The organism is Rhodococcus parequi (genome assembly GCF_046042785.1).
Lineage (GTDB): Bacteria > Actinomycetota > Actinomycetes > Mycobacteriales > Mycobacteriaceae > Prescottella > Prescottella parequi.
In genome coordinates, this window is the sequence record NZ_JBDLNV010000007.1 from 59,239 (window position 1) to 72,246 (window position 13,008).

Consider the following 13,008-nt stretch of genomic DNA (forward strand, 5'->3'; position numbering starts at 1 on the left):
GCTACCCGATCACGGGAGCGGTCCGCCGGCCGCGATGGCCGACAGGGTGGCGAACTCGTCCGCCTTGAGCGACGCTCCGCCGACCAGTCCGCCGTCGACGTCGGGCTGCGCAATGAGCTCGCCGGCGTTCTTGGCGTTGACCGAGCCGCCGTAGAGCACCCGCACGGCCTGCGCGACCTCGGGCGAGGCCAGCTCGGCGAGCGTGTCACGCACCGCCTTGCACACCTCCTGGGCGTCGGCGGCCGAGGCCACCTTGCCGGTGCCGATGGCCCACACGGGCTCGTACGCGACGACGATCTGGGAGATCTCGTCGGCCGACAGACCCGCGAGCGAAGCCTTCAGCTGCGCAACGTTGTACGCCACGTGCTCGCCGGCCTCGCGGATGTTCAGGCCCTCACCGATGCAGACGATCGGGGTGATTCCGCATCCCAGCGCCGCCTTGGTCTTGGCCAGCACCGTCTCGTCGGACTCGCCGTGCAGCGTGCGCCGCTCGGAGTGACCGACGACGACGAACGTGCAGCCCAGCTTGGCCAGCATCGAGCCGCTGATCTCGCCGGTGTACGCACCCGATTCGTGGGCGGAGACGTCCTGCGCACCGTAGGTGAGCAGGAGCTTGTCGCCCTCGACCAGCGTCTGCACGCTGCGGATGTCGGTGAACGGCGGGATCACCGTCACGTCGACCTTCTCGAAGTACTTCGCAGGCAACGAGAACGCGATCTTCTGCACCAGAGCGATGGCCTCGAGGTGATTGAGGTTCATCTTCCAGTTGCCGGCGATCAAAGGCTTACGTGCCATGTGTCAGTCCTCCAGCGCCGCGATACCGGGAAGCGTCTTGCCCTCGAGGTACTCGAGGGAGGCGCCGCCGCCGGTCGAGATGTGCGAGAAGCCGTCCTCGGGCAGACCGAGCTGACGCACGGCCGCCGCGGAATCGCCGCCGCCGACGACGCTGAACGCTCCCTTGCCGGTGGCCTCGATGATCGCCTCGGCGACACCCTTGGTGCCCGCCGCGAACTTCTCGAACTCGAACACGCCCATCGGGCCGTTCCAGAACACCGTCTTGGCAGACGAGAGGATCGCCGCGAAGCGCTCCACCGACCGCGGTCCGATGTCCAGGCCCATCCAGCCGTCCGGAATCTCCATGACGGAGACCGTCTCGGACTCGGCGTCCGCCGAGAACGAGTCGGCGATCACCACGTCCTGCGGGATGTGGATGACGTCCGCGTACCGCTCGAGCAGCTCCTTGCAGGTGCCGATCATCTCTTCCTGGCACAGCGAGTTGCCGACCGAGATGCCCTGCGCGGCAAGGAAGGTGTAGTACATGCCACCACCGATGACGAGGGTGTCGACCTTGGGGGCCAACGCCTCGATCACCGCGAGCTTGTCCGACACCTTGGAACCGCCGAGCACGACCGCGTACGGACGCTCGGAATCCTGCGTCAGCTTCTGCAGAACCTCGACCTCGGCCGCGACCAGGTTGCCCGCGTAGTGCGGGAGCAGCTTGGCGATGTCGTAGACCGACGCCTGCTTGCGGTGCACGACACCAAAGCCGTCGGAGACGAACGCACCCTCGCCGTCGACCAGCTCGACGAGTGCCTTGGCGAGCGCCTCGCGCTCGGCATCGTCCTTGCTGGTCTCACGCGGATCGAAGCGGATGTTCTCCAGCAGGAGGACATCGCCGTCCGTCAGGCCCTCGGAACGCGCGAGCGCGTCCTGGCCGACGACATCACCGGCGAGCTGGACGTTGCGGCCCAGCACCTCGCCGAGCTTCGCGGCGACCGGCGCCAGCGACAACGCCGCGTCGAACTCACCCTTGGGCCGACCGAGGTGTGCCATCACGATGACCTTGGCTCCCGCCTCGGCCAGCGCCGAGATGGTCGGCGCGGACGCGACGATGCGGCCCGGGTCGGTGATGGTTCCGTTGTCCAGCGGGACGTTGAGGTCGGAGCGCACCAGCACGGTACGACCCTCGACCCCCTCGTCCAGCAGGTCCTTCAGAGTCTTGACTGCCACGGCGTCAGAGGGACTTCGCGACGAGACCGATGAGGTCCGCGAGGCGGTTCGAGTAGCCCCACTCGTTGTCGTACCACGACACGACCTTGACCTGATCGTCGATGACCTTGGTCAGGCCGGCGTCGAAGATCGAGGAGTGCGGGTCCGTGACGATGTCCGACGACACGATCGGCGCCTCGGTGTACTTGAGGATGCCCTTCAGCGGGCCCTCGGCAGCAGCCTTCATCGCGGCGTTGATCTCGGCGATCGTGGCCGGCTTCGCGAGGTTGACGGTGAGGTCGGTGACCGAACCCGTCGGGATCGGCACGCGCAGCGCGTAGCCGTCCAGCTTGCCCAGCAGCTGCGGGAGGACCAGGCCGATGGCCTTGGCGGCACCCGTGCCGGTCGGGACGACGTTCAGCGCGGCGGCGCGGGCGCGACGCAGGTCGCTGTGCGGGCCGTCCTGCAGGTTCTGGTCCTGCGTGTACGCGTGGACGGTCGTCATCAGACCCTTGACGATGCCGAACTCGTCGTCGAGGACCTTGGCGATCGGGCCGAGGCAGTTGGTGGTGCAGGACGCGTTGGAGATGATGTCCTGGCTGCCGTCGTACTTGTCGTCGTTGACGCCCATGACGATGGTGATGTCCTCGCCCTTGGCGGGCGCGGAGATGATGACCTTCTTGGCGCCGGCCTCGAGGTGGCCCTTGGCCTTCTCGGCGTCCGTGAAGATGCCGGTGGACTCGACGACGACGTCGACGCCCAGCTCGCCCCAGGGGAGCTCGTTCAGCGGGCCGCGGTGCGCCAGCGCCTTGATCTTGGTGTCGCCGACGACGATGGTGTCGTCGCCCTCGAGCGAGACCTCGTGCGGCAGACGACCCAGGATCGAGTCGTACTTGAGCAGGTGAGCCAGCGTCGCGTTGTCCGTGAGGTCGTTGACCGCCACGATCTCGATGTCGGTGGTGCCGAGCGCCTTCTGCGCATCGACCGCCCTGAAGAAGTTACGTCCGATACGACCGAAGCCGTTGATGCCTACCCGGACCGTCACAGTTAGCTCCTTTGCCCATCTACTCTGGTGTGCCAGTTGTTGCCCGCGAGACCCTCGCGGGCACGTTGGTACCCACGCCGATCGAAACCGAAACGCGCGGGACTCATCGGTCGATGTGTGTCCCACCCTAGTTGGCGCACCCCGTCGGGCGCGCATCTGCCCCGGTCACCGGAAGCGGTCCAGGTCACCGTGGGGGGTGGGACGAGACGTCGACGAGACCGTACGGTCGCCGTCAGGCCTCCTCGAGTAACTCGGGGGTCACGGCCGACTCGGTGTCGGGGAGCCCGAGCTCCTTGGCCTTGCGATCCGCCATCGACAGCAGCCGACGGATTCGCCCGGCCACCGCGTCCTTGGTCATCGGCGGATCGGCGAGCTGGCCGAGCTCCTCGAGCGACGCCTGCCGGTGCTTGGCCCGCAGCGTGCCCGCCGCGGCCAGGTGGTCCGGGACGTCGGCCCCGAGGATCTCGAGTGCCCGCTCCACGCGCGCCGCGGCCGCGACGGCCGCGCGGGCCGACCGGCGCAGGTTCGCGTCGTCGAAGTTCGCCAGGCGGTTGGCCGTCGCGCGCACCTCCCGGCGCATGCGACGCTCCTCCCATGTCAGACGCGTGTCCTGGGCGCCCATCCGGGTGAGCAGGGCGCCGATCGCCTCGCCGTCGCGGACCACCACCCGGTCGGTACCCCGGACCTCGCGCGCCTTGGCCGCGATGCCCAGCCGACGGGCGGCACCTACCAGCGCCAACGCAGCCTCCGGGCCCGGGCAGCTGATCTCCAGCGCCGACGAACGACCCGGTTCGGTGAGCGAACCGTGCGCCAGGAAGGCCCCCCGCCACGCCGCTTCGGCGTCACCGACGCTGCCACCGACGACCTGGGCCGGCAGGCCCCGCACCGGTCGGCCCCGCATGTCGAGCAGCCCGGTCCGGCGGGCGAGCGCCTCACCGTCCTTGGCGACCCGAACCACGTAACGCGAACTCTTGCGCAGACCGCCGGCGCTCAGCACGTGCACGTCCGAGTGGTATCCGTACAGGTCGAGGATCTCCCCACGCAGCCGCCGTGCGGTCGACCCGAGATCCACCTCGGCCTCCACCACGACCCGGCCGCCGACGATGTGCAGCCCGCCCGCGAAGCGGAGCAGCGCCGACACCTCCGCCTTGCGGCAGCTGACCTGCGTGACCGCGAGCCTGCTGAGCTCGTCCTTGACCTCGGCTGTCATCGCCACGAGGCGCTCTCCCTTCCCCCGACTGTCTGTTCGGTGGCTCGTTCGATGTCGTCGTACCCGGCCGGCGCCTGCCGACCCGCGAGGCGGGCGAGGACATCCGCGAGCTTGCCCGCGTGATGCTTGTGGGTGCCGTCCTCGGCGACGTCCGCGTAGACCACCTCGGCGCCCAGGTTCATCGCGGCGCGGCACAGATGATCACGCTCGCGGCCCTGCGGAACCGATGCCGAGTCGACGACGACGTGGTCGACGCGGAATTCGGGCGCGTGTTGGCACAGTACGTGGAGATGGCGCTCGGCGGAGAATCCCGCCGTCTCTCCCGGTTCCGGCGCGAGGTTGAGAATGAGCACCTTGCGGGCCCGGGTGCGCAGCAGGCCGTCGAGAAGTTCGGGAACCAGCACGTGCGGGATGACGCTCGAGAACCAGGAACCGGGCCCGAGAACCGCGAGGTCTGCAGTCTCGAGCGCCGCGAGGGCGTCGGGGCAGGCCGGCGGGTCGGTCGGCAGCAGTCGCACCCGGCGCACCTTGCCCGGTGTGGTCGCCACCGCCACCTGCCCGCGAATGCAGCGACTGACCCGAGGATCGGTCTCCAAGCCCACGACGTCCGCCTCGATCTGCAGGGCCTGCGTCGACATCGGCAGCACCCGCCCCTCGACCTGGAGCAGGCGGGCGACCGTGTCGAGCGCGGCGATCGGGTCGCCGAGGACCTCGGTGAGGCCCGCCAGGATGAGGTTGCCGACGGAGTGACCCGCGAGCGCACCAGAACCCCCGAAGCGGTGCTGCACCGTCTCGGTCCACGACCGGACCTCCGGGGTCTGCGCGGCGAGCGCCGCGAGCGCCATCCGGAGGTCGCCGGGCGGAATCATGCCGAGTTCGCTGCGGAGGCGTCCCGAGGAGCCACCGTCGTCGGCGACGGTCACCACCGCGGTCACGTCGGAGCTCAGACGTCGGGCCGCGCTCAGCGTCGCGTACAGACCGTGCCCGCCGCCGAACGCGACGATCCGCGGCGCACGCGCGTCGGGAGAAGTCGATCCGTCCGTCATTCGCGCCCCACATCGCGGTGAACGACGCGGACGGCCAGACCGTCCTCGTGGCCGAGGCGCGCAGCGAGTGCCTCGGACATCGCGACGCTCCGATGCTTGCCGCCGGTGCAGCCGACCGCAATCGTCATGTAGCGCTTTCCCTCCCGGCGGTAGCCCGCCGTCGTCAGTTCGAGGAGTCGCCCGAAGGTGTCGAGGTACTCCTCGGCGCCGTCGCGGGACAGGACGTAGTCCCGCACCGCCTCCTCCAGTCCTGTGTGCGGACGCAGCTCCGGTATCCAGTGCGGATTCGGGAGGAACCGCACGTCGCACACCAGGTCCGCATCCATCGGCAGCCCGTGCTTGAACCCGAAGGACTGCACCGTCACCTGGATCACGCTGCTGGCCTCACCGCCGAACGCGGTCTCGATCTTCTCCCGCAGCTCCCGCACGGCGAGCGCGGACGTGTCGACGACCAGGTCGGCGGACGCGCGAACCTGCGCCAGCTTGGCCCGCTCGGCGGCGATTCCCTCGGACAGCGTGCCTTCCTTGCTGTCGCTCTGCAACGGATGGCTGCGGCGCACGTGCTCGAACCGGCGGATCAGCACCGGGTCGTTGGCCTCGAGATAGAGGACCCGGATCTGCACCGGCATCGTCTCGAGCGCCGCGACGACCCGCCCGAGGTCACCCGTGAACGGGCGGCTGCGGATGTCGATCACCACCGCGAGGCGGCGGATCGGCGGGTCGGACTCGACGCCGAGTTCGACCATCCTGGTGATCAGCTCGGGCGGCAGATTGTCGACGACGTACCAACCGAGATCCTCGAGCACCTTCGCCGCGGTGCTCAGTCCTGCCCCGGACAGCCCGGTGACGAGCGCGACCTCCACGTCTCCCCCACCGCGTTCCTGCTGGTCGTTCACTCGCGACTGTGTCCTGTTCGTTCCGATGCGCCGATGTCCGTCACATCATCCCCCACCACGACGCCTCCCGCAGCGACATCTGCGGCGGGCTCGGCGGCGGGCTCGGCGGCATCGGCCGTTCCGCGCTGGGGGGTCCGCGGTTCGGCGAGCGCCGCGAGCACCGCCTCCGCGGTGGCGACACCGATACCGGGCACCGCCGTGATCTCCTCGACCGTGGCCTCGCGCAGGCGCGCCACCGAGCCGAAGTGCGTGACGAGCGCAGTCCGCCGTGTCTCGCCCAGGCCGCGCACCGAATCCAGCGCCGACGCCGTCATCCGCCGCGACCGCTTGCTGCGGTGGAACGTGATCGCGAAGCGGTGGGCCTCGTCGCGGATCCGCTGCAGCAGGTACAGCGACTCACTCGTGCGGGGCAGGATCACCGGGTCCTCCTCACCCGGGACCCATACCTCCTCGAGACGCTTCGCCAGACCGATCACCGCGACGTCGGTGACACCGAGTTCGTCGAGCACCTCCGCGGCCGCATTGACCTGCGGAGCGCCGCCGTCGACGACGAACAGGTTCGGCGGGTACGCGAACCTGCGGGGCCTGCCCGTCTGCGGATCGAGGGCCGCCTCGGGGGCCTGGTCGCCGCCGTCGGCCCCGCCGCCGGACGCGACATCCTTGTTGTGTCGCAGGAACCGCCGCCGGGTGACCTCCGCGATGCTCGCCACGTCGTCCGACCGCCCGTCGCCGGCCGCCTCCCGGATCGCGTAGTGCCGGTAGTCCGACTTGCGCGGCAGGCCGTCCTCGAACACCACGAGCGAGGCCACCACGTCGGTCCCCTGCACGTGGCTGATGTCGACGCACTCGATCCGCAGCGGCGCCGAATCCAGATCGAGCGCCTCCTGGATTCCTTGCAGCGCAGCAGATCTCGACGTGAAGTCGCCCGCGCGCCGGAGCTTGTGCTGGGCCAGCGCCTCCTTCGCGTTGCGTTCGACGGTCTCGGCCAGCGCCTTCTTGTCGCCGCGCTGCGGGACACGGAGCGTGACCGAGCTGCCCCGCAGCCCGGCGAGCCACTGCTGCAGGCCCTCGACGTCACGCGGGAGCGCGGGCACGAGCACTTCGCGCGGCACCGCGTTCGTGGGCTGATCGGCCGGTGCGCCGCCGTCGGACAGCGCGGCCTGCTCGCCGTAGAACTGGGTGAGGAACTGCTCGACGAGGATCGCCAGCTCCGACTCCGCCCCGGCGTCCGCCGCGACCGCATCACGTTCGATGACGTCACCGGCCTTCTCGACCACCCAGCCGCGCTGCCCGCGCACGCGCCCACCGCGCACATGGAAGACCTGCACGGCCACCTCCAGGTCGTCGGACGCGAACGCCACCAGGTCGGCGTCGGTGCCGTCCCCGAGCACGACGGCCTGCTTCTCGAGTGCCTTCTTGAGGGCGCCCACGTCGTCGCGCAGCCGGGCGGCGGTCTCGAAGTCCAAGTCCTCCGCCGCATCCTGCATGCGCGCCTCGAGCTGTCGGACCAGCCGGTCGGTGCGGCCCGACAGGAAGTCGCAGAAGTCCTCGACGATCTCACGGTGCTCGGCGGCGCTCACGCGGCCGACGCACGGCGCCGAGCACTTGTCGATGTACCCGAGCAGGCAGGGCCTGCCGATCTGGTTGTGACGCTTGAACACCCCCGCCGAGCAGGTGCGCGCCGGGAAGACCCGCAGCAGCAGGTCCAGCGTTTCGCGGATGGCCCACGCGTGCGAGTACGGGCCGAAGTACCGCACGCCCTTGCGCCGCGGTCCCCGGTACACGAACAACCGGGGGAACTCCTCGTTCAACGTCACGGCGAGCACCGGATACGTCTTGTCGTCCCGGTAGCGGACGTTGAACCGAGGGTCGAACTCCTTGATCCAGTTGTACTCGAGCTGGAGCGCCTCGACCTCGGTACTCACGACGGTCCACTCGACGCTGCCCGCCGTCGTCACCATCTGCCGGGTGCGCGGATGCAGCGACGAGACGTCGGCGAAGTACGAGTTGAGCCGCGACCGCAGGCTCTTCGCCTTGCCGACGTAGATCACCCGGCCGTGCGGGTCGCGGAACTTGTAGACACCCGGCTCCACCGGGATGGAGCCGGGCGCGGGTCGATAAGTGGAGGGATCGGGCACGATTCCAGGCTAGTCGGCGGTACCGACGGTACTCACTCGGCTCGCGAGCTCGTGTACTTCGCCTCGAGCTCGCGGAACCGACGGACCGCCCGCACGGCATGGTCGCGATCGTTGGCCTGGATCGCCATCACCGGGACGTACTCGTCGTCGGGCAGTTCGATCCGAGCCCACGCAGCACCGTCCGGGAACGACAGCCCCTGATCGAGATCCCAGTCGACGACGCGCTCACCGAGGATGTTGCGCACCGCGATGCCCCGCGGGCCGGCCCGCAGCCGCGGGCGGGTGAGCAACAGCACACCGCACGCCAGGAGCAGGCCGATGCCCGCCATCGCGAACTGGTCGACGAGACGGAAGTACACGCCCGTCGCCGACGTGCGCAGCAGGATGGCCAACGTGACGTGCACCAGCACGAGCACGCCGGCCGCGATCCACGCGTACCGTGCCGATTTCTTCGACCGGACCTCGAACTCCCAGTCGCCGTTCGTGCTCATCGAGACGTCGACCCCGTCCGCTTCCGTCGCAGCTGGGCGAGCGTCACGGCGGTGTCGATCGCCGCCGCACACGCCTCGCCGCCCTTGTCCTCCACCGAGCCCGGGAGACCGGAACGGTCCAGCGCCTGCTTCTCGGTGTCGGTGGTGAGCACACCGTTGCCGACCGGGACGCCCTCGTCGAGTGCGACCCGCGTCAGCCCGGCGGTCACCGCGTCGCACACGTACTCGAAATGCGGTGTGCCGCCGCGGATGACGACGCCGAGCGCGACGACGGCGTCGTGCGACTTCGCGAGTTCCTGGGCCACGACCGGCAACTCGATCGCGCCCGCGACGCGAACGAGCGTCGGCTCCTCGATCTGCGCCTGCCTGGCGACCCGCTTGGCACCCGCGACGAGCGCCTCACTGATCTCGGGATGCCACTGTCCGGCGACGATCGCGAGCTTCAGGTTCTTCGCCATCCCCAACTGGAGATCGGGACGTCCCTCACCGCTCACAGTGCGTCACCGGCCTCGAACTCGTCCAGACCGATCAGATCGTGACCCATGCGGTCACGCTTGGTGCGCAGGTAGGTCAGGTTCTCGGCGTTCGCGCGCAGCGGCATCGGGACCCGATCGGTGATCTGCAGTCCGTAGCCGTCCAGCCCGACCCGCTTGGCGGGGTTGTTGGTGAGCAGGCGCATCGACTTGATGCCGAGATCGACGAGGATCTGCGCGCCGATGCCGTAGTCCCGCGCGTCGGCGGGAAGTCCGAGCTGCAGGTTGGCGTCGACGGTGTCGGAACCGGCGTCCTGCAGCTGGTAGGCCTGCAGCTTGTGCATCAGGCCGATGCCACGGCCCTCGTGGCCACGCATGTACAGGACGACGCCGCGGCCCTCCTGCGCGATCATGTCGAGCGCGGCGTCGAGCTGCGGACCGCAGTCGCAGCGCAGCGACCCGAAGACGTCGCCGGTCAGGCACTCCGAGTGCACCCGCACCAGCACGTCGCTGCCGTCCTCGACCGAGAGGTCACCGCGGACGAGCGCCACGTGCTCGACCTCGTCGTAGATGCTCCGGTAGCCGACGGCGGTGAAATCACCGTGCCGGGTCGGGATGCGCGCCTCGGCGACCCGCACGACGTGCTTCTCGTGCTTGCGGCGCCAGGCGATGAGGTCCGCGATCGAGATCAGCGCCAGGTCGTGGTCGTCGGCGAACACGCGCAGCTCGTCGGTCTTGGCCATGTGGCCTTCGTCCTTCTGGCTGACGATCTCGCAGATCACGCCGGCCGGACGCAGGTCCGCCATGCGGGCGAGGTCGACCGCGGCCTCCGTGTGACCGGGGCGGCGCAGCACGCCACCCTCCTTCGCGCGCAACGGAACGACGTGCCCCGGGCGGGTGAAGTCGTTGGCGCCGGTCTCCGGATCGGCCAGCAGGCGCATCGTCGCCGCACGATCGGACGCCGAGATGCCGGTGCCGATACCCTCGCGGGCGTCGACGGTCACCGTGTACGCGGTGCCGTGCTTGTCCTGGTTGGTCGCATACATGGGCGGCAGGCCCAGCCGGTCGCAGTCCTCGCCGTCGAGCGGAACGCACAGGTAGCCCGACGTGTAGCGCACCATGAACGCCACGAGTTCGGGGGTGGCCTTCTCGGCTGCGAAGATGAGGTCGCCCTCGTTCTCGCGGTCCTCGTCGTCGACGACCACAACCGCCTTACCGGCGGCGATGTCGGCGACTGCGCGCTCGATGCTGTCGAACCTGGTCACGTGCTTGGGCTCCAAAATCTTGAACTGGTGTGCTCGAGTATGTCCCGGCGCATCGCTTCAGATGCACCTCAACAGTACGACCTCGCGTGACGAGGTCGTTATTCCGGCTGTCGACCGGCGACCGTGTGCAGTCGCTCGACGTACTTGGCGATGACGTCGACCTCCAGATTGACCGGCGTACCCGGCTGTGCCGCGCCGAGCGTGGTGAGCGCGAGCGTCGTCGGGATGAGCGAGATCTCGAAGTACTCGGCACCGGATTCACCACCGAGGGCGGACACCGTCAACGAGACGCCGTCGACCGTGATCGAGCCCTTCTCCACGACGTAGCGGGAAATGCTCGACGGCAGCGAGATGCGCACGACGGTCCAGTGCTCGGACGGGGTGCGGCTGACGACCTCACCGGTTCCGTCGACGTGCCCCTGGACGATGTGCCCACCCAAACGGCTGCTCACCGCCGCGGCCCGCTCGAGGTTGACCCGGCTGCCGACCCCGAGTGCGCCGAGACTGGACCGGACCAGCGTCTCCTGCATGACGTCCGCGGTGAAGGCCTCACCGTCGAGCACGTCGACGACCGTCAGGCACACACCGTTGACGGCGATCGAGTCACCGTGGCCGGCGTCGGAAGTGACCAGCGGCCCCTTGACGGTGAAGCGGGCCGCGTCGGCCAGGTCTTCCTTGGCGACGATCTCGCCGAGCTCCTCGACGATTCCCGTGAACATGTCTTCGCCACTCCTTGGATCGATCAACTACTGAGCCCGAGGGATCAGGTTCAACAACAGGTCGTCGCCGAGGACCTCGACGTTCTCCCGACGAAACCGTAGCGCCTCGGTGATGGTGGACACTCCAGCGTCTTCCACTGCGTGGGACCCCGCACCCAGTACCACCGGCGCGATGTACGCCTGGATGCGATCGACCGCGCCGGCCGCGAGGAAGGCGCCCGCGAGACGAGGACCCCCCTCGACCAGCACGTCGTCCTGATCAGCGAGCGCCGCCAGGACCTCGTCGACGTCGTTCGTGCGCAGTACCAGCGTGGGTGCCGCGTCGTCCAGCACCCTCGCGGTGGCCGGGATGTCGCGCGTACCGACCACGACGCGCAACGGCTGGTGCTCGGCGAGAGAACCGTCCGGCAGTCGCGCGGTGAGCCGGGGATCGTCCGCCAGCACCGTTCCGGTTCCGACGACGATCGCATCGAGCCGCAGCCGGTCGGCGTGCACGCGTGCCCGCGCCTCGGGTCCGGTGATCCACTGGCTGGTGCCGTCGGCGGCGGCGCTGCGGCCGTCGAGCGTGGTGGCGAACTTCCACGTCACATGGGGGCGTCCGGTCCGCTGCCGGTGCAGCCACGCGCGCAGCGGACCGCCCTCCACATCGTCCGCGAGCAGCCCACCGGACACCTCGACACCGGCGCGGCGCAGTGTCTCCGCGCCGCCCGCTGCGGTGGGGTTGGGATCCGCGACCGCGTAGTGCACGACTGCGAGCCCCCCGTCGATCAGCGCCTGCGAGCACGGGCCGGTGCGACCCTGGTGGTTGCACGGCTCCAGCGTGACGACCGCGGTCCCGCCGCGGGCACGCTTTCCGGCCGCCGCCAGGGCGACCACCTCGGCGTGCGGGCCGCCCGGTGGTCGCGTCGCGCCGACACCGACGACGTCGCCGGACGCGTCGAGGATCACCGCACCGACCGGGGGGTTAGGGCTGGTGCTCCCGCGCACGGCCTCGGAAGCGTCGATCGCGAGCCGCATCGCGGCGTCGGGAGTGGTCACCTCCGTGCCGTCAGATCGACAGCGTCAGGTGCGGCGATGCCTTGGCCGCCTGCTCGCGCAGGCCGCGGACGGCGGCTGCCGGGTCGGCGGCACCGTAGACCGCGGAACCGGCGACGAAGCAGTCGATGCCGGCCTCGGCGGCCTGCTCGACGGTGTCGACGTTGATCCCGCCGTCGATCTCCACGAGCAGACGCAGTTCGCCGGCGTCGACGAGCTTGCGGACGGCGCGAGCCTTGTCCAGCACCTCCGGGATGAACGACTGCCCACCGAAGCCGGGTTCGACGCTCATCACCAGCAGCGTGTCGAAGTTCTTCAGGATTTCGAGGTACGGCTCGATCGGCGTGTTCGGCTTGATACTGAGGCCTGCCTTCGCGCCCGCGGCGCGGATGTCCCGGGCGACCGCGATCGGGTCGTCGGTGGCCTCGGCGTGGAACGTGACGTTGTGCGCGCCAGCCTCGGCGTACGGCGGCGCCCAGCGGCCCGGATCGTCGATCATCAGGTGGCAGTCCAGCGGGATGTCGGTGGCCTTCAGCAGGCTCTGCACCACCGGCAGACCCAGTGTCAGATTGGGTACGAAGTGGGCGTCCATGACGTCCACGTGCAGCCAGTCGGCGCCGGCCACGGCGTCGGCCTCCTCGGCGAGGCGCGCGAAATCGGCGGAGAGAATGGACGGTGCGATCATCGGGGTTGCCACGTCG

Annotated in this window: 13 protein-coding genes; all 13 read right to left on the reverse strand. The window is 69.7% G+C overall.

From position 1 onward, the window contains the following. Nucleotides 1-9: 9 nt before the first annotated feature. Entirely contained in the window at nt 10-795 is a 786-nt protein-coding gene (gene tpiA, locus ABEU20_RS19390; RefSeq protein WP_420166010.1) for a triose-phosphate isomerase, read from the reverse strand. Nucleotides 796-798: 3 nt separating this feature from the next. Beyond that, a complete protein-coding gene (locus ABEU20_RS19395; protein WP_420166011.1) occupies nt 799-2,010 on the reverse strand; it encodes a phosphoglycerate kinase in 1,212 nt (403 codons plus the stop codon). Nucleotides 2,011-2,014: 4 nt separating this feature from the next. Further along, complete coding sequence (gene gap, locus ABEU20_RS19400; protein WP_420166012.1) at nt 2,015-3,034, reverse strand: type I glyceraldehyde-3-phosphate dehydrogenase; 1,020 nt, start codon at nt 3,032-3,034, stop codon at nt 2,015-2,017. A gap of 232 nt (nt 3,035-3,266) precedes the next feature. Further along, a complete protein-coding gene (gene whiA, locus ABEU20_RS19405; protein WP_420166264.1) occupies nt 3,267-4,244 on the reverse strand; it encodes a DNA-binding protein WhiA in 978 nt (325 codons plus the stop codon). Continuing rightward, nucleotides 4,241-5,290 carry a gluconeogenesis factor YvcK family protein gene (locus ABEU20_RS19410; RefSeq protein ID WP_420166013.1) on the reverse strand — a complete coding sequence of 350 codons (1,050 nt, stop codon included), beginning with the start codon at nt 5,288-5,290 and terminating at the stop codon, nt 4,241-4,243. Before ABEU20_RS19410 ends, whiA begins: the two co-directional genes overlap by 4 nt. After that, nucleotides 5,287-6,186 carry an RNase adapter RapZ gene (gene rapZ / locus ABEU20_RS19415; protein WP_420166014.1) on the reverse strand — a complete coding sequence of 300 codons (900 nt, stop codon included), beginning with the start codon at nt 6,184-6,186 and terminating at the stop codon, nt 5,287-5,289. Before rapZ ends, ABEU20_RS19410 begins: the two co-directional genes overlap by 4 nt. Beyond that, nucleotides 6,183-8,324, reverse strand: a complete 2,142-nt coding sequence (gene uvrC / locus ABEU20_RS19420; protein WP_420166015.1) for an excinuclease ABC subunit UvrC — start codon at nt 8,322-8,324, stop codon at nt 6,183-6,185. Before uvrC ends, rapZ begins: the two co-directional genes overlap by 4 nt. 32 nt (nt 8,325-8,356) lie before the next feature. Next, on the reverse strand, nt 8,357-8,815 hold the full coding sequence (locus ABEU20_RS19425; protein ID WP_420166016.1) for a PH domain-containing protein: 459 nt from the start codon (nt 8,813-8,815) through the stop codon (nt 8,357-8,359). Continuing rightward, on the reverse strand, nt 8,812-9,309 hold the full coding sequence (gene ribH, locus ABEU20_RS19430) for a 6,7-dimethyl-8-ribityllumazine synthase (RefSeq protein WP_420166017.1): 498 nt from the start codon (nt 9,307-9,309) through the stop codon (nt 8,812-8,814). Before ribH ends, ABEU20_RS19425 begins: the two co-directional genes overlap by 4 nt. Continuing rightward, nucleotides 9,306-10,553, reverse strand: a complete 1,248-nt coding sequence (locus ABEU20_RS19435; RefSeq protein ID WP_420166018.1) for a bifunctional 3,4-dihydroxy-2-butanone-4-phosphate synthase/GTP cyclohydrolase II — start codon at nt 10,551-10,553, stop codon at nt 9,306-9,308. Before ABEU20_RS19435 ends, ribH begins: the two co-directional genes overlap by 4 nt. Before the next feature lie 98 nt (nt 10,554-10,651). Further along, nucleotides 10,652-11,272, reverse strand: coding sequence for a riboflavin synthase (locus ABEU20_RS19440; protein ID WP_420166019.1), 621 nt, complete (start codon nt 11,270-11,272; stop codon nt 10,652-10,654). A gap of 27 nt (nt 11,273-11,299) precedes the next feature. Continuing rightward, complete coding sequence (gene ribD, locus ABEU20_RS19445) at nt 11,300-12,289, reverse strand: bifunctional diaminohydroxyphosphoribosylaminopyrimidine deaminase/5-amino-6-(5-phosphoribosylamino)uracil reductase RibD (RefSeq protein ID WP_420166265.1); 990 nt, start codon at nt 12,287-12,289, stop codon at nt 11,300-11,302. 31 nt (nt 12,290-12,320) lie between these two features. Beyond that, entirely contained in the window at nt 12,321-13,004 is a 684-nt protein-coding gene (gene rpe / locus ABEU20_RS19450; protein ID WP_420166020.1) for a ribulose-phosphate 3-epimerase, read from the reverse strand. Nucleotides 13,005-13,008 lie beyond the last annotated feature (4 nt).